Consider the following 16289-nt stretch of genomic DNA (forward strand, 5'->3'; position numbering starts at 1 on the left):
ATGAGCCATCTCGACCAGCCCGCGCCCGGCCGCGGCCCGACCGAGCCCGCGATCGAGACGCCGCCGCCGCATCCCGGCGGGGGTGGTCACGACGCGCCGCCGCCGGTCACGCCCACGCGACGCCGTCCGTTCCTGAGCCCGCTGAACCAGCGCCGCTGGCGCAATTTCCGCCGCAACCGGCGGGCCTTCTGGTCGCTCATCATCTTCGGGGTGCTGTTCGGATTGACGCTGTTCGCCGAGTTCCTGGCCAACGACAAGCCGATCCTGGTCGGGTATAATGGCGAGATCTACGCGCCCATCATGCGCTTCTATTCCGAGACCGAGTTCGGTGGCGATTTCCGGACCGAGGCGGTCTATTCCGACATCGAGGTGCAATGCCTGATCCGCTCGGGCGGGCTCGAGGATTGCTTCGACGACCCCGAAGCCATCATCGAAGCGGGCACCGTGGCCGAGGGCGCGCAGGCGGGCTGGCTGCTCTGGCCGCCGATCCCCTACAGCTTCGACACGATCAACGACATCCAAGGCGCCGCGCCCTCCGCCCCCAATTCCGACCACTGGCTGGGGACCGACGATACCGCGCGCGACGTTCTGGCGCGGGTGATCTACGGCTTCCGGCTGTCGATCCTGTTCACCATCGTGGTGACCATCCTGACCTCGGTCATCGGCATCATCGCGGGCGCGGTGCAGGGCTTCTTCGGCGGCTGGACCGACCTGATCTTCCAGCGCGTGATCGAGATCTGGACCTCGACCCCGTCGCTGTATGTCATCATCATCCTCTTCGCGATCCTGGGGCGAAGTTTCTGGCTGCTGGTCTTCGTCACCGTGCTGTTCGGCTGGCCCGCGCTGGTGGGCATCGTGCGGGCCGAGTTCCTGCGTGCGCGCAACTTCGAATATGTCCGCGCCGCGCGCGCTTTGGGCGTGTCGAACTGGACCATCATGTTTCGCCACATGCTGCCCAACGCGATGGTGGCGACCGTGACCATGCTGCCCTTCATCATCACCGGCACGATCAGCACGCTGGCATCGCTGGATTTCCTGGGCTTCGGGTTGCCATCCTCGGCCCCGTCGTTGGGCGAGCTGACCTTGCAGGCCAAGCAGAACCTGCAGGCGCCGTGGCTGGGTTTCACCGCCTTCTTCACCTTCGCGATCATGCTGTCGCTGCTGGTCTTCATCTTCGAAGGCATCCGCGACGCGTTCGATCCCAGAAAGACCTTTCAATGAGCGATGCGGTCCTGACCGTCAAAGGCCTGAACGTGCGCTTCCGGCAGGACGGCGCGGAAACCCATGCCGTGCGCGATGTGGGCTTCCACGTGAACAAGGGCGAAACCGTCGCCATCGTGGGCGAATCGGGGTCCGGCAAATCCGTCACCGCGCTGTCGACCGTGGACCTGCTGCCCGGCTCGGCCCATGTGGACGGGTCGATCACCTATCTCGACCAGCAGATGGTCGGCGCGTCGGAAAAGCTGCTGCGCAAGGTGCGCGGCAACGACATCAGCTTCATCTTCCAGGAGCCGATGACGTCGCTGAACCCGCTGCACACGCTGGAGCGGCAATTGAGCGAGTCGCTGGAACTGCACCAGGGCCTGACCGGCGACAAGGCCCGCAAGCGCATCCTCGAACTGCTGCACGAGGTCGGTATCAACGATCCCGAAAGCCGCCTGGGCGCCTATCCGCACCAGCTGTCGGGCGGGCAGCGCCAGCGCGTGATGATCGCCATGGCGCTGGCCAACGGGCCGCACCTGCTGATCGCGGACGAGCCGACGACGGCGCTGGACGTGACGATCCAGGCCCAGATCCTGGAACTGCTCGCCGCGCTGAAGACCCGCGAGCAATTGTCGATGCTGTTCATCACCCACGACCTGACGATCGTGCGCAAGATCGCCGACCGGGTCTGCGTGATGAAGGACGGTGAAATCGTCGAGACCGGCCCGACCGCCGAGATCTTCGACGCGCCGAAGCACGCCTACACGAAGATGCTGCTCGAAGCCGAAAGCACCGGCCGCCCGAATCCCGTCCCTGAGGGGGCGCAGACCGTGGCCGAGACCGACAAGCTGAAGATCTGGTTCCCGATCCAGACCGGGCTTCTGAAGCGCACGACCGGCTACGTGAAGGCGGTGAACGCCGCCACCCTGTCCGTCCGCCAGGGCGAAACGGTCGGCATCGTGGGCGAAAGCGGGTCGGGCAAGACGACCCTTGCGCTGGCGATCATGCGGCTGATCGCCTCGGAAGGGCCGATCGTCTTCATGGGGCGCGACATCCAGGGCCTGAAGGGCCGCGCCATGCGCCCGCTGCGCGCCGACATGCAGATCGTGTTCCAGGATCCGTTCGGATCGCTATCGCCGCGCATGACGGTCGAGGAAATCATCGCCGAAGGCCTGACGATCCATTCCAGCGGCAGCCGCGACGAGCGCCGCGCGCAAGTGGCCGAGATCATGGCCGAGGTCGGCTTGGACCCCGGCACGATGGACCGCTACCCGCACGAGTTTTCCGGCGGCCAGCGCCAGCGCATCGCCATCGCGCGGGCGATGATCCTGCGGCCCAAGCTGGTGGTGCTGGACGAACCCACATCGGCGCTGGACATGACCGTTCAGGTCCAGATCGTCGAATTGCTGCGCGCGCTGCAAAGCAAGTACGGCCTGGCCTACCTGTTCATCAGCCACGACCTGAAGGTCGTGCGCGCGCTGTCGCACAAGGTGATGGTGATGAAGCAGGGCGACGTGGTCGAAGCGGGCGACGCGGATGCGATCTTCGATGCGCCGCAGACCGACTACACCCGCGCATTGATGGCCGCCGCGTTCGACGTCCGGGCGACCGACCACGCGCAGACCTAGGGCTCAGCCCGGCCCGATGGTCGCGCATTCCATGTCGCGCGCGCTCAGGCGCCGGCACGCCAGTGCCGCGCGTTCCTGGGTCATGCCGACGAAATTCGCCTCGTATCCGCCCGAATTCTGCACGACCTTGCGCAGGGCGTCTTCCAGCGTGCCGATCTCGACCAGCGCCGTTTTCAGCAGGACCCGCTCGGCCTGGTAGCGCGAGCCGTACTTGCCCAGGTTGATGCCCCAGTGCCGCCCGCCCGATGACGACAGCCGCGTCACCACTTCCTGCGTGGCCTCGGGGCGCGGCTCGGGCATCGGTACGGCGGCCAGGGCGATCACCTCGTTCACAGCGCGCGTCACCTCGGCGGGTGCGGGTGCTGCGGGTTTCGGCGCGGCGGCTACCTGCACCGGTGCAGCCGCTTGGGTGGGACGCGCCACCGGCCGCAGCGAGCGGGCGACCACGACCGCTTCGGGCGTCTCGGGCTGAAGCACCATCGCGGGCGGCTTTTTCACCGCCACGCGGCTGGGCGCACGGGCGAAGCCCAGGTCCAGCAGCTCGGCCACTTTCGCGTTGCGTGTCGCCGAGGATCGGCCGCCGAAGACGGTGGCGATCACGCGCTCGCCGTCCCGCTCGGCCGACGCCACCAGGTTGAACCCGGCCGCCCGCGTATACCCGGTCTTGATGCCGTCAGCGCCCCGATAGGCGTTCAACAGGCGGCGGTTCGTGTTGTTGACGCTGCGGATGCCCGCATCCGTCGAGGTCCGCGAGAACAGGTTGTAGTAGTCGGGGAAGTCGTAGAACAGCCGCCGCCCCAGCGTCGTCATGTCCCGCGCGGTGCTCAGGTGGCCCGCTTCGGTCAGACCGTGGGCGTTCTTGAAGGTGGTGCGCGTCATGCCCATGGCCTTGGCGGTCTGGGTCATGCGCCGGGCGAATTTCGCCTCGGAGCCGGACACCGCTTCGCCGAGCGCGGTCGCCGCGTCGTTGGCCGACTTCACCGCCGCCGCGCGCACGAGATAGCGCAGCGCGATCGTCTGGCCCGCGCGCAGACCCAGCTTCGACGGAGGCTCGGACGCCGCGTGCTTCGAGATCCGGACCTTCGTATCCATCGACAGCTCGCCCCGGCGCACCGCGTCGAAGACGACATAGAGCGTCATCATCTTGGTCAGCGACGCCGGATGCAGGCGGGTGTCGGCGTTGCGCGCGTGCAGCACCTCACCGGAACGCGCGTCGATCACCATCGCCGCATAGGGCGCGGCGTGTGCCACCGGGCCGATCATAAGGAAAAGGGTGGATACGAGCGCGAAACACACGCTCTTCGTCCGCTGTGCTGCCACGGGTTACTGCCTTGTTCTGCCTCGGCGGTCGAATCTTGGTGTCCGATCCGCTTTCAGAGAGAACGCTAGCACAGGGCTTTGATTCGGAAAACAGCGTTAGTTCAATGACTTTCGGCGTGATTCTCAGGCAACAGCGCCACATCTAGATGGCCGGGGGCCCGCCGCATCAACATGCAGGGCGCTACCGCAATCTGTCCACCAGTGCGGGCAGACCGCCCAGATGTGGCATCTCGTGAAACCGCGGCTCGTTTTCCGGCGGCTCGGCATGCTCCAGCGCCCAGACCTGGCCGTGGGGCACATGGACGCCGTGCCCCCCGGCGGCGATCATCGGCAGCACGTCCGATTTCAGGGAATTTCCGGCCATCAGACCCGCCCCGGCCCCGCCGTGGGGCTGGAAGATCCGCGCGTAGACGGCGGCGGTCTTGTCCGACACGATTTCGACCTGGTCGAACCAATCGCCAAGCCCCGATTGCGCCAGCTTGCGCTCCTGGTCCAGCAGGTCGCCCTTGGTGATCAGGATCAGCCGGAAATCTTCGTGCAGCGCCGCGATCGCGTCGCGGGCGTGGTGGAGCAGCTCGACCGGGTGGGCCAGCATGTCCTGGCCCGCCTCGATGATCTGGCGCAACACCGATGCGGGCACCCGGTCGTCGGTCACGTCCATCGCCGTCTCTATCATCGACAGGACGAATCCCTTGATGCCGAACCCGTAGCGTCCCAAGTTGCGGCGCTCGGCGTCCAGCAGCCGCTCGGCCAGGTGGTCGGGATCGGCATGCTCGCGCAACAGTTCGGCGAAACGCGCCTCGGTCAGCTTGTAGAACCGCTCGTTATGCCACAACGTATCGTCTGCATCGAAGCCGATCGCGGTGATCCGTGACATGACGCCCCCCTTTTCACATCCGGCGACGGGCTTATATAGTCGCCAGCAAGACTTTCCCGCCACACTTGAAAGGCCAGACGTGATCGCGACAGCCCCGATCCTGTCAAACGGACCGACGCCCGACGACGGCGATACCGATGTCGTGCTCGAGACCAAGCCGAAGACGAAGCGCCCGCCGCTTTACAAGGTGATGTTGCTGAACGACGACTACACTCCGATGGAGTTCGTGGTCCACGTGCTGGAACGCTTCTTCGGACTGAATCACGCGCAGGCCTTCGAGATCATGCTGACGGTCCACAAGAAGGGGCTGGCCGTGGTCGGCGTGTTTTCCTTCGAGGTGGCCGAAACCAAGGTGACGCAGGTGATGGATTTCGCCCGACGCCACCAGCACCCGCTGCAATGCACCATGGAAAAGGAATAGGGCCGCGGCCCGGGGATGCTGGACGCTCGCCTTCCGCTGGCCCTTGACGCGGGGCTGATCGACGCCCCGGTGGCCATCGTGGGCGCCGCGGTCGATACGGACCTGTCGGCGCTGCCCGAGCGTCCCGACCTCGTGGTGACCCGACAGCCGGATTTCGACAGGTTCACCGAACGCGGCTTTACCTGTCACACCGCAATCACCGATGCGCCCGCGACGATCATCGTCCGCCTGCCGCGCGAGCGTGCGCTGGCCCGCGACCGCATCGCCCGCGCCATGGCGACCGGGGCGCGCGTCATCGTGGACGGGCAAAAGACCGACGGGATCGATTCGATGCTGAAGGCCTGTCGTGCGCGGGGCGAGGTGGGCGACGTGATATCGAAGGCCCACGGCAAGATCTTCGCGATGACCGGCGGGGATTTCTCGAACTGGATCGCGGACCCCGCGCGCAACGCCGATGGCTACTGGACGGCGCCCGGCAGCTTTTCGGCGGACGCGATCGATCCCGGCTCGGCCGCTTTGTCGGCGGCGTTGGCCCCGCTGGAAGGCACCGTCGCCGACCTGGGTGCGGGTTGGGGATACCTGTCCCACCGCGCGCTGCGCAGCCCCGCAATCGAAGCGATCCACCTGGTCGAAGCCGACCTGCCGTCGCTGGATTGTGCGCGCCGCAACGTGGACGATCCGCGCGCCGTCTTCCACTGGGCGGACGCGACGGCCTGGACCCCGCCCGAGCCGATCCGGCACGTCATCACCAATCCGCCCTTCCACAAGGGCCGCGCGGGCGCGCCCGAGCTCGGCCGCGCCTTCATCGCCAATGCCGCCCGCATCCTGGCGCCGCGCGGCACGCTGTGGATGGTGGCCAACCGCCATTTGCCCTACGAAGCGGCGTTGACCGAGCTGTTCGCCGAAGTGGCGGAATTGCCGGGCACGACCGCCTTCAAACTCTACCGCGCCGCGCGTCCGCGCCGGAAACGCTAGGAGCTACCCGATGTCTTTTTCCATCGCTGGCAAGACCGCCATCGTGACCGGTGCCGCCCACGGGGTCGGCTTCGCCGTCGCCCGCCACTTCATCGAGGCGGGTGCCAACGTGATGCTGTGCGACATGGACGAGGAAACGCTGGCCGACGAGATGGGCGACCTGACCGACAACGATGGCGGCTCGGCGCGCTATTTCGGCGGCGACCTGCGGGAAAAGCTGACCATCGCCAATCTGCTGTCCGCGACGCTGGACGCCTTCGACCGGATCGACATCCTGGTCAATGCGTCCCGCCAGATGGTGCTGTCGGACCCGCTCGACCCCGAGGACACGACCGTGTCCGAGCTGCTGGAACAGAACCTGATGACGTCGCTTCGGCTGACCCAGAACGTCACCCGGCGCATGATAAAGCAGGCCAAGGCGGAAGAGCGCAACGAGGGCCCGATCGGCTCGATCATCAATCTCAGCTCTATCGCCGCGCGCCGGACGCAGCCGAATTTGCTGGCCTATTCGATCAGTTCGGCCGCCGCCGACCAGGCCACGCGCTCGCTGGCCGTGGCGCTCGCGCCGCACCGGATCCGAGTCAATGCGGTCGCCTTCGGCAGCGTGATGAGCGCATCGCTCAGGGGCGCGATCAAGGCCGATGCCGATATCCGCGACGAGATCATCGACGCCACGCCGCTGAACCGCATCGCAGGCGCCAGCGAAATCGCCGAGGCCGTGCAGTTCCTGGCCGCCGACGGATCGGGCTTCATGACCGGGCAGATCCTGACGATCGACGGCGGCCGCACGTTGGTCGATGTGGTCGATTCGCCCGCGCACTAACCCTGTGGCGGATAGCTGATCTGGCACTGCCGGATGCCGCGCTCGACCTGTGGCAGAAGCCGCGTCTGCTCGGCCCTGAGCCGCTTCAGGCGCGCCCGCTCTTCGGAATAGTCGATGCCGACAGGCTCGGACCGGGTCACGGTGGTGGGCCGCTGGCAGGGATAGCTCACCCGCTCGCCGTCCCTGTTGCGCGTGACGCAGCGGGTCAGCGCCAGGCGGATGTCGCGGACGCGGACCAGGCGGTAGCCGCGGTCGAGCGCGCGCTCGGTCTGCGCGATATCGCGCGTGACCTCGCGCAACGGCGCCTCGGCGCTGGCGATGCAGGCTTCGCGCGGGGTCGCACAGGCCGCCAGCGTCAGGACCAGCGGCAGAATGAGGGCGGTGGGGGTTCGGACCATTGTCTTCTCCGGGCTTCGGGGCGACGCGTGCGCCCTATGTGGATTTCCGCACGCCCCGATGTTAGGCGGAAGCCGAGCCAAGCGACAGGAGCAACTTTCATGGACGCCGCCCCGTTCCAATCCGAAAAACAGCAGGCCGCCGACTGGTTTCGCACCCTGCGCGACCGGATCGTCGCCGGTTTCGAAGGGCTCGAGGATTCGCACGCCGCCGGCCCCTTCGCGGACCAGCCGCCGGGCCGGTTCGAGGTGACCGAAACCAGGCGCAAGTCCGACGACGGCGGCGACGCCGGGGGCGGCCTGATGAGCGTGATGCGCGGCGGCCGCGTCTTCGAAAAGGTCGGCGTCAACGTCTCGCAGGTTTATGGCACACTCGCCCCCCGCGCGCAGGCCGCCATGGCCGCGCGCAAGGGGATCCCCGGCATGGCCGAGGATCCGCGCTTCTGGGCGAGCGGCATCAGCCTGGTCGCCCATATGCAGAACCCCCACGCGCCCGCCGTGCACATGAACACCCGCATGTTCTGGACGCCCCATGCCTGGTGGTTCGGCGGCGGCTCGGACCTGAACCCCTGCATCGAGTATGCCGAAGACACCGCCCATTTCCACGCCACGCAAAAAGCCCATCTCGGACCCCACGGGGCCGAGCTTTATCCCCGGCTCAAGGCCTGGGCGGACGAATATTTCTTCATCCCCCATCGCGGCCGCGCCCGTGGCGTGGGCGGCATCTTCATGGACGATCATTGCACCGGCGACTGGCAGGCCGACTTCGCGCTGACCCGCGATATCGGCAACGCCTTCCTGCCCGCCTTCCTGCCGCTGGTGGAAAAACGCCGCACGCAAAGTTTCAGCGACGCCGACAAGGACGCGCAACTGATCCATCGCGGGCTCTATGCCGAGTATAACCTGGTCTATGACCGCGGCACCAAGTTCGGGCTCGAGACCGGCCACGACGCCAATGCCGTTCTGATGAGCCTGCCACCCCTGGCCAAATGGGTATGAGCGACGATCCCCACCTGGGCGACCTGGTGTTCGTCTATGGCACGCTGCGCTCGGGTTTCATCAACAACGATGCCACGCTCGCCTTCCGCCACGGCGCCGAGCTGATCTGCGAAGGCTGGCTGCCCGGCCTGCTCTATTCGACCGGCTGGTATCCCGCGCTGAAAGAGGAAGGTCCGGGCCGGGTCAAGGGTGAGGTCTGGAAGCTGACGACGCCCGGCACCATGCACGTTCTGGACGACTACGAAGGCATCGACGAGGTCCCGCCCGAATACGAGCGGGTCCAGCGCGACGTGCAGACCAGTCGCGGGCCGATCCAGGCCTGGGTCTATATCTACAATGACGACGTTGACCCGCTGCAACAGATCCCCAGCGGGGATTGGGCCGATGCCTTCATCGAGCCCGGCGACGTCACGCTCTAGCGCGTCACTCGACCCGCACGAACTTGGCGCCGCCTGCCCGCCGCACCGGCGGAGTCGGCGTTTCGGGGTCTTCCATGGGGGCGATCGGCTGAAGGCTGCGTCCCTCGGCCGCGTCGTGCAAGGCCTGCGCCAGCAGATCGCGCGGCACTTCGGGCGCGGTGTAGGCCATGAGATCCACCACGAGCTCGGGCGCCGCCCGCATCGCCAGCCGCAGCAGCCGCGATTCGCGCAAGGATTGCCGATCCTCCCAACCCAGGCGCCCCTGCGGCAGGTCGAGCGCGCGCCGCTCCCACGGCTCGGGCGCGGCCAGCGCCGTCCAGCCGGTCAGGGTCACGCTCGCGGCGATCAGGCAGATCCGCGCCAGTTGCCACAGGGTCTTCAGCATCAGCCGCATGCGGGATCCTTCGATGGTCGGGTCCCGCCCTACCGTCGAAATGCGCCCAGACTGTGACGTGCCGTTCTAGCCGCGGTGCTCGCGCAACGTCTCGAGCATCAGCGCCACGTTGTCGGGATCCGCGTCCGGCGTGATGCCATGGCCCAGGTTGAAGATATGCGGCCCGCCGCTGAACGCGTCGCGGATGTGGCGCACCGCGTCCACCAGCGCCTGTCCGCCCGTCACCATGTGCCCGGGCGCCAGGTTGCCCTGGACGCAGCCGTCCTTCTGCACGTGCTCGGCCGCCCATTCCGGCGTCACCGAGTTGTCCAGCGCCACGCAATCCGCGCCCGTGCGCCCCGCGAAGCCCACATATCCCTGTCCCGCCTCGCGCGGGAAGGCGATGACCGGGATGCCCGGATGCCGCTCTTTCAGCGCGCCGATGATCCGCTTGGCGGGGGCGACGGCGTAGGCATCGAAATCGTCGCCCTTCAGCGACCCGGCCCAGCTGTCGAACAGCTTCACCACTTCGGCGCCCGCGTCGATCTGGGCGCTCAGGTATTCGATGGTGGCTTCGGTGATCCGGTCCAGAAGCGCCTCGAAACTGGCCCGGTCGCCGTCCTTCAACGCGTGCGCGGGCCCCTGGTCCGGCGTGCCGCGCCCGGCGATCATGTAGGTGGCCACGGTCCAGGGCGCGCCCGCGAAGCCGATCAGCGCCACGTCGTCGGGCAATTCGCGCGACAGGATCTTCACCGTCTCGTAGATCGGGTTCAGCGTGTCGTGGATCGCGTCCACGGGCTTCAGCGCATCGACGCCGACCCGGTCCGTGATCGTGGACAGGCGCGGACCCTCGCCGGTGACGAACCACAGATCCGCGCCCAGCGCCTGGGGCACCAGCAGGATGTCGGCGAACAGGATCGCCGCGTCGAAGCCGAACCGCCGGATCGGCTGCAACGTGACCTCGGCGGCCAGATCCGGGTTGTAGCATAGCGACAGGAAATCGCCGGCCTGCGCGCGCGTCGCCTTGTATTCCGGCAGGTAGCGTCCGGCCTGGCGCATCATCCACGCGGGCGGCACGTCCAGGGTCTCGCCCCGCAGCGCGCGCATCAACAATTTCTCGGCCATTCCGCTCTCCCTCATCCGTCCATGGGTGGTCCGTTCCGGCTGTCCGATTGTCAAGACAGTTTCAGTTGTCAGCCCCGGCTGTCACGGCTACCCATGGCCCATGAATTTGCCCAGCCCCCACGCCCCGCTGAAGATCGGCACCCGCGGCTCGCCCCTGGCGCTCGCCCAGGCCAACGAGACCCGCGATCGCCTGGCCCGCGCCTTCGAGCTGCCGTTCGAGGCGTTCACCATCGTCGTCATCAAGACCACCGGCGACCGGATCATCGACCGGCCGCTGAAGGAAATCGGCGGCAAGGGCCTCTTCACGCGCGAGATCGAGGATGCGATGCTGTCGGGCGACATCGACATCGCCGTGCATTCCATGAAGGACATGCCGACGCTACAGCCCGACGGCCTGCTGCTGGACACCTACCTTCCGCGCGAAGACGTGCGCGACGCCTTTATCGCGCTGGACGGCGGCACGCTGGCCGCGCTGCCCGAGGGCAGCGTCGTCGGCACCTCGTCGCTGCGCCGCCGCGCCCAGCTTCTGCATCGCCGCCCCGACCTGCGGATCGTCGAGTTCCGCGGCAACGTGCAGACCCGGCTGCTGAAGCTCGAACGCGGCGTCGCACAGGCGACGTTCCTTGCCATGGCCGGGCTGAACCGGCTGAACATGACCGACGTGCCCCGCACCCCGGTGACCGAGGACGACATGCTGCCAGCCGTCGCGCAAGGCGCCATCGGGATCGAGCGCCGCTCGGACGACGCCCGCGCCGCGGACATGCTCGCGGCGATCCACGACACGCCCACCGGCCAGCGCCTGGCGGCCGAGCGCGCCTTCCTCGCCGCCCTTGACGGCTCGTGCGAGACTCCCATCGCGGGGCTCGCCACGCTCGACGGCGATACCCTGACCCTGCGCGGCGAAATCCTGCGCACCGACGGATCCGAAGCACTGTCCGACGCGATCAGCGGACCCGTCGCCGACGGCCCGAAGCTGGGCCGTGCGCTGGCCGAGGGGCTGCTGTCGCGGGCCGCGACCGATTTCTTCGACTGGAAGACCGGCACCTGAAACCGGGCGGCCCTGCCCCATCTTTGTTCTTCCAAATATCCCGGGGAGCGCGAGGGGCAGCGCCCCTCGCCTCGGGCGGGCTCAGTCGGGCAGAACCTTTCCGGGGTTCATGATCCCCTGCGGATCCAGCGCCGCCTTGATCTGTTTCATCACCGCGACCGCCACGGCATCCTTTCGCCGCGCCATCGACCCGCGCTTGCCCAGGCCGATACCGTGCTCGGCCGAGAACGATCCGCGCAGGTCCAGCACGATTTCTTCGACGATCTCCATCATCGCGTCGTATTGCGCTTCCGAGTGGTCCGTCGGCCAGATCGTCAAGTGGATGTTGCCATCGCCCAGATGCGACACGACCATGCTCCGCGCGTCCGGGTCGCGGGCGGCGATGGCACGCTCGGCACGGTCCAGGAATTCCGCCACGCGGTCCAGCGGCACCGACACGTCGGTGATGACCGAATGCCCGCCCGCGACCGTCAGTTCGCCCGCGATCTCACGCCGGGCCCAGATCGCGCGGCGCTCGGCCTCGGACCGGGCCACGTGCGCGTCCAGCACCCGGCCGTCCTCGATCATGTGGGCCAGGGCCTGCTCGAGCTGGGCCTGCACCGGCACCGTTCCGTCCTCGGCCACCTCCGCATCGCGCGGTGCCGTGGCGCCGATCTCGACCATGATGTTGTGGTCGTATTGCCGGGCGAAAGGGGTCTTTGCCGCCGGATCATGGGCCAGGTGCGCATCGATATAGTTGCGCGGCATGTATTCGAACGCCTCGACGGCGCCCCCCGTGGCGGTCTGCAGCGTGTTCAGCAGGTCCAGCGCATCGCCCAGGTCCGGCACCGCCACCATCGCCGTCGCGTAGGCCGCGGGCTTCGCATAAAGCCGCATCACGGCCGCCGTCACGATGCCCAGCGTGCCTTCCGCCCCGATGAAGAGGTCGCGCAGGTCGTAGCCGGAATTGTCCTTCATCAGCTCGGTCATCAGGTCCATCACCTCGCCCGAGGGCAGCACGACCTCGATCCCCAGGCACAGCGACCGCGTGTTGCCGTAGCGCAGCACGTTCGATCCGCCCGCATTGGTGCCCAGAACGCCGCCGATCCGGGCCGAGCCGCGCGCGCCGAAGGTCAGCGGAAAGACCAGCCCGTGCTGATCCGCGGCGTCGTGCAGCTGGCTCAGCACCACGCCCGCCTCGACCACCGCCAGCCGCGCCTGCGGCCGGATCTCGCGCACGCGGTTCATCCGCTCCAGGCTCAGCGCGATGCGGCCCGGCGCGTGGGTGCCGCCCATCAGACCGGTATTGCCCGCCACCGGCACAACGGCGATGCCCGCCGCCGCCGCGGCCTTCACCACCTCCGCCACCTCGTCCGTCGAGCCTGGCCTGACCGCGCAGAGCGGCGTGCCCTCGTAGGCACCGGTCCAGTCGCGCCCGAAGAACGCCGCGTCCTTGCCGGTCAGAACGTGGGCGTCGCCCACGATGCAGCGCAGGTCTTCGATGATGTCCATGTTCGATCCCTCCGTCCGGGGCATTGTTGCCGGACGCCCCGCGACTTTGCCAGAGCGCAAGCTAACTGACCTTCATGCTGAAACGAACCCTTGTCGCGCTGTCGCTGGCGCTCGCCCCGGAAGCCATTGCCATGCAAGACCCGCTGATCGACGCCGTCACCGGCCCCGAAACCGCCCTTGGTACGGTGTGGGAGCTGGTATCGGACCAGGTCATGGGCGGCGTGTCGTCCGGCACGCTTGTCACAGAAGACGTGGCCGGGCGCCCCGCGCGCCACCTGACGGGGCAGGTCAGCCTGGAAAACAACGGTGGCTTCCTGCAGATGGCGCTGGATCTGGATCCCGCTGCCGGGGCAGTGGACGCATCCGGCTTCAGCGGCATCGAGCTGACCGTGCGCGGCAACGGCGCCGACTACAACATCCACCTGCGCACGGACGACATCGCGCGGCCCTGGCAAAGCTATCGCCTGACCTTCCCGACCACGGCAGACTGGACCACCCATCGCCTGCCCTTCGCAAAGGTAGAGGCGCACCGGCTTGAGGTCCCGTTCGATCCGGCCACGCTGCGCCGGATCGGCCTTGTCGCCATCGGCGAGGCGATGGACGCGGATCTCGCCCTGGCGCGCATCGCCTTCTACTGATCCCAGCCCCGGAACGACGCGAAGGCGTCCAGCGGATCGCGCTCCGTGCGCACCGCGTTCTCGGGCGCATCGGGATCCGCGTGGCCGAGCGCGACGCCGCAGACGACCATTTCGTCGTCCGGAAGGCCCAGCGCGTCTGCCACCAGATCGGCGTAATTCGCCAGCGCGCCGATCCCCGAACTTGCCAGGCCCCGCGCCTCGGCCGCCAGCATCAGCGCCATCAGCGCCATGCCCAGGTCCATGAACGCGCCCTTGCCCATGTCGCGCCGGATCGTGACCACGATGCCAACGGGGGCGTCGAAGAACCGGTAATTCCGGGCAAACTGCGCCCGGCGCCCCGTCAGATTGCGCTTCGCGATGCCCAGAGCGTCGTAAAGAGCAAAGCCCGCCGCGCGCTGCTTTGCCTTCAGATCGGGCGTCATGTCGGCGGGAAACCAGTCATATTCCGACACCTGCGCCCGCCCTTCGTCCAGCGCCCGCGCCAGCGTCTGCCGCAGCTCGTCGAGCGGTGCGCCCGTCATGGCGTGGAACGTCCCCGGCTGCAGGTTCGCGCCGCTGGGGGCCGTGCGCGCGGCGGTCAGGATCGCTTCGACATCGGTCCGCGCCACCGGCCTGTCCAGGTAGCCCCGGACCGAGCGGCGCCGCGCCAGCAGCCGCTCGAGATCGGTCATGCCCGCGACAGCACCAGGCGGGGGCGCGCGCGATAGAGTGTCAGCGTCAGCATCCCTGCCAGTACCGCCTTGATCACGTCGCCCGGCAGGAAGGCGGTGACCAGCAGCGCGGCGTCGGCCCAACTGCGCCCCAGCGCCAGCGACAGACCGGTGATCCCGCAGAGATACAGCACGCCGATCCCGCCCAGCACCGACGCAAGGCTTGCGGCCAATCCCACGGGCAGCCGACCCAGCCGCCGGGTGATCCAGCCGGTCACGAAGGCCGCCACCGGAAAGCCCAGCACGAAGCCCGCCGTGGGCGAGGCGAAGACACCAAGTCCCCCGCGGCCGCCAGACAGAAGCGGCAGGCCCAAGGCCACCAGGAAGACGAACAGCAGCGCCGCCAGACCGCCGCGCCGGGCGCCCAGCACCGTGCCGCACAGCATCACGCCCAGCGATTGCGCGGTGATCGGCACGCCGAAGGCCAGCGTGATCTGCGGGATCAGACCCAGCGCCGCGATCAGCGCGGCGAACATGGCGATCAGGCTCAGGTCACGTTCCATCCGTCGGTCCCCCGGTCAGCCCCCCACGGGCGCGCAAGGCATCGGCCACACGCTCGGCATCGTCAAGGGCCAGCACCGCCAGCGGCGCCACGATCCGCCACGACGCGCGCCTGCCCGACCGCGCGCGCCACGCCTGCGCAAGATGCGCGCCGCTTCTGGCCAGCGCGGGGGTGAAGCGGATGACCAGCGCCACCGCCAGTTCCAGCGGCCGGGTCGTCACGCCGAAGCGGCGCAATGGATGGGCCAGCCAGCGCACGACCGCCATCATGTCCGACAGCTGCGTGGTCATCGTGACAAGGGTCGCCAACCCCACCGCCGTCAGAAGGCGCAGGGACAGCGCGATGCCCTGCACCGGCGCGCCGTCCAGCCAGTTCCAGATCAGAAGAACCGCGACGAAGGGCCAAAGCGCCCACATCCGGCGCAGCCCGTGCGCCGCGAAGCGCCGCCCCCCGGTGGCGAACAGCGCAAGCGTCGCCGCGGCCGCCGCGCCGTGGAACACCACCGAATCCACCGCGAAGAGCACCACGCTGGCCCCGGACAAGGCCGCCAGCTTGCCCCCCGCGGGCCAGTCCTGCGCCCGGACGCGGACGGGGGAGGTCAGCGTCAGCACTCGGTTTCCCCGAGCTTTCGCATATGCGCGGCGTAATCGCTCAGAACCGCGGGCCCGCCATCCGCGGCGATGCGCCCGTCCTCAAGCCAGATGACACGATCGCAGCCCAGCAAATCCTCGGGCGCGTGCGAGATATGCACCACCGCCGAGCCGATCCCGTCCAATACCCGCGCCAGCCGCATCCGCAGCGGGATATCCAGTCCCGCGAAGGGCTCGTCCAGGACCACGACTTCCGGCGCCATGGCAAGGATCGCCATCAGGCACACCAGCTGTTTCTGACCGTGCGACATGTCGTGGATCGACCGGTCGGCCCAGTCGCTGCGCTGAAACGCGGACAGCGTCCGCGCCACGCGATCGGACACGGCGTCCCGGGCCAAGCCCTGTTGGCGCAGGCCGAACGACAACTCCTCTGCGACCGTGGGGAAGATGATCTGGTGATCGGGGTTCTGGAACAGCAGCCCGACGGCGCCCAGCGCCCCGCGCCGATCCCGGGCGACATCGACGCCCGCGACGCGCAGATGCCCCTGGATGTCCACCAATCCGCACAGGGCCCGCGCCAGCGTCGTCTTGCCGGACCCGTTGCGCCCCACGATCCCGATCCGCCGCTCGGAGACCTCCAGATCCAGCCCGCGCAGGATTTCGACCCCGTCCACGGCGTGGCGCAGCCCCCGCATTTCGATGATCGGCCTCTGGTCCAAACGGCGCCCCTTTCGGGCGCGTCTTAGCCCAAC

At 68.2% G+C, this 16289-nt stretch carries 19 protein-coding genes; 9 read left to right on the forward strand and 10 right to left on the reverse strand.

The window, feature by feature from the left end:
- The gene (locus ILP92_RS00905) at positions 1-1221 is read left to right on the forward strand and encodes an ABC transporter permease (protein WP_198914489.1); all 1221 of its coding nucleotides are present in this window, start codon (positions 1-3) and stop codon (positions 1219-1221) included.
- Positions 1218-2831 carry an ABC transporter ATP-binding protein gene (locus ILP92_RS00910; protein ID WP_198914490.1) on the forward strand — a complete coding sequence of 538 codons (1614 nt, stop codon included), beginning with the start codon at positions 1218-1220 and terminating at the stop codon, positions 2829-2831. The genes ILP92_RS00905 and ILP92_RS00910 overlap by 4 nt, the downstream gene beginning before the upstream one ends.
- Before the next feature lie 3 nt (positions 2832-2834).
- Here the strand turns inward: ILP92_RS00910 and ILP92_RS00915 are convergent, their stop codons facing one another.
- Both ILP92_RS00915 and ILP92_RS00920 read right to left on the reverse strand, forming a co-directional pair.
- Entirely contained in the window at positions 2835-4094 is a 1260-nt protein-coding gene (locus ILP92_RS00915; protein ID WP_198914848.1) for a D-alanyl-D-alanine carboxypeptidase family protein, read from the reverse strand.
- Between the two features lie 238 nt (positions 4095-4332).
- Positions 4333-5028, reverse strand: a complete 696-nt coding sequence (locus ILP92_RS00920; protein ID WP_198914491.1) for an HAD family hydrolase — start codon at positions 5026-5028, stop codon at positions 4333-4335.
- Positions 5029-5110: 82 nt separating this feature from the next.
- Here ILP92_RS00920 and clpS point away from each other — a divergent pair, with 82 nt between their 5' ends.
- From clpS to ILP92_RS00935, 3 genes are read left to right on the forward strand one after another with little or no spacing between them, the layout of a single operon-like run.
- Positions 5111-5449: an ATP-dependent Clp protease adapter ClpS gene (clpS, locus tag ILP92_RS00925; protein ID WP_198914849.1), complete on the forward strand. Its 339-nt coding sequence runs from the start codon at positions 5111-5113 to the stop codon at positions 5447-5449.
- A 15-nt stretch (positions 5450-5464) separates the two neighbouring features.
- Positions 5465-6424, forward strand: a complete 960-nt coding sequence (locus ILP92_RS00930) for a class I SAM-dependent methyltransferase (protein WP_198914492.1) — start codon at positions 5465-5467, stop codon at positions 6422-6424.
- A 10-nt stretch (positions 6425-6434) separates the two neighbouring features.
- Entirely contained in the window at positions 6435-7247 is an 813-nt protein-coding gene (locus ILP92_RS00935; RefSeq protein WP_198914493.1) for an SDR family NAD(P)-dependent oxidoreductase, read from the forward strand.
- On the opposite strand, the gene ILP92_RS00940 is transcribed toward ILP92_RS00935, so the two are convergent.
- Positions 7244-7645: a hypothetical protein gene (locus tag ILP92_RS00940; protein WP_198914494.1), complete on the reverse strand. Its 402-nt coding sequence runs from the start codon at positions 7643-7645 to the stop codon at positions 7244-7246. The two genes, ILP92_RS00935 and ILP92_RS00940, sit on opposite strands and share 4 nt — an antisense overlap.
- Before the next feature lie 99 nt (positions 7646-7744).
- Between ILP92_RS00940 and hemF the strand changes: the two genes are divergently transcribed.
- Positions 7745-8641 (forward strand): oxygen-dependent coproporphyrinogen oxidase, encoded by an 897-nt coding sequence (gene hemF, locus ILP92_RS00945; protein ID WP_198914495.1) that lies wholly within the window; start codon positions 7745-7747, stop codon positions 8639-8641.
- Positions 8638-9060, forward strand: coding sequence for a gamma-glutamylcyclotransferase family protein (locus ILP92_RS00950; RefSeq protein ID WP_198914496.1), 423 nt, complete (start codon positions 8638-8640; stop codon positions 9058-9060). The genes hemF and ILP92_RS00950 overlap by 4 nt, the downstream gene beginning before the upstream one ends.
- 4 nt (positions 9061-9064) lie before the next feature.
- On the opposite strand, the gene ILP92_RS00955 is transcribed toward ILP92_RS00950, so the two are convergent.
- Complete coding sequence (locus ILP92_RS00955) at positions 9065-9454, reverse strand: hypothetical protein (protein WP_198914497.1); 390 nt, start codon at positions 9452-9454, stop codon at positions 9065-9067.
- A 66-nt stretch (positions 9455-9520) separates the two neighbouring features.
- Positions 9521-10558: a uroporphyrinogen decarboxylase gene (gene hemE, locus ILP92_RS00960; RefSeq protein ID WP_198914498.1), complete on the reverse strand. Its 1038-nt coding sequence runs from the start codon at positions 10556-10558 to the stop codon at positions 9521-9523.
- Between the two features lie 100 nt (positions 10559-10658).
- Between hemE and hemC the strand changes: the two genes are divergently transcribed.
- Positions 10659-11606, forward strand: a complete 948-nt coding sequence (gene hemC, locus ILP92_RS00965; protein WP_198914499.1) for a hydroxymethylbilane synthase — start codon at positions 10659-10661, stop codon at positions 11604-11606.
- An 81-nt stretch (positions 11607-11687) separates the two neighbouring features.
- Here hemC and ILP92_RS00970 read toward each other — a convergent pair whose 3' ends face one another.
- Positions 11688-13097, reverse strand: a complete 1410-nt coding sequence (locus ILP92_RS00970) for an FAD-binding oxidoreductase (protein WP_198914500.1) — start codon at positions 13095-13097, stop codon at positions 11688-11690.
- Between the two features lie 74 nt (positions 13098-13171).
- On the opposite strand from ILP92_RS00970, the gene ILP92_RS00975 reads away from it, so the two are divergent.
- The gene (locus ILP92_RS00975; RefSeq protein ID WP_235970946.1) at positions 13172-13735 is read left to right on the forward strand and encodes a CIA30 family protein; all 564 of its coding nucleotides are present in this window, start codon (positions 13172-13174) and stop codon (positions 13733-13735) included.
- Here ILP92_RS00975 and ILP92_RS00980 read toward each other — a convergent pair.
- Genes ILP92_RS00980 through ILP92_RS00995 form a run of 4 tightly spaced genes read right to left on the reverse strand, consistent with a single transcriptional unit; the run spans position 13729 to position 16256 of the window.
- The gene (locus tag ILP92_RS00980; RefSeq protein WP_198914501.1) at positions 13729-14406 is read right to left on the reverse strand and encodes a nitroreductase; all 678 of its coding nucleotides are present in this window, start codon (positions 14404-14406) and stop codon (positions 13729-13731) included. The genes ILP92_RS00975 and ILP92_RS00980 overlap by 7 nt on opposite strands.
- Positions 14403-14948 (reverse strand): biotin transporter BioY, encoded by a 546-nt coding sequence (locus ILP92_RS00985; RefSeq protein ID WP_198914502.1) that lies wholly within the window; start codon positions 14946-14948, stop codon positions 14403-14405. Before ILP92_RS00985 ends, ILP92_RS00980 begins: the two co-directional genes overlap by 4 nt.
- Complete coding sequence (locus tag ILP92_RS00990; RefSeq protein ID WP_198914503.1) at positions 14938-15558, reverse strand: CbiQ family ECF transporter T component; 621 nt, start codon at positions 15556-15558, stop codon at positions 14938-14940. The genes ILP92_RS00985 and ILP92_RS00990 overlap by 11 nt, the downstream gene beginning before the upstream one ends.
- Positions 15552-16256: an energy-coupling factor ABC transporter ATP-binding protein gene (locus ILP92_RS00995; protein ID WP_235970948.1), complete on the reverse strand. Its 705-nt coding sequence runs from the start codon at positions 16254-16256 to the stop codon at positions 15552-15554. The genes ILP92_RS00990 and ILP92_RS00995 overlap by 7 nt, the downstream gene beginning before the upstream one ends.
- Between the last annotated feature and the right edge of the window lie 33 nt (positions 16257-16289).

The organism is Palleronia pontilimi (assembly GCF_016412875.1).
In the GTDB taxonomy this organism is placed as follows: Bacteria; Pseudomonadota; Alphaproteobacteria; order Rhodobacterales; family Rhodobacteraceae; genus Palleronia; species Palleronia pontilimi.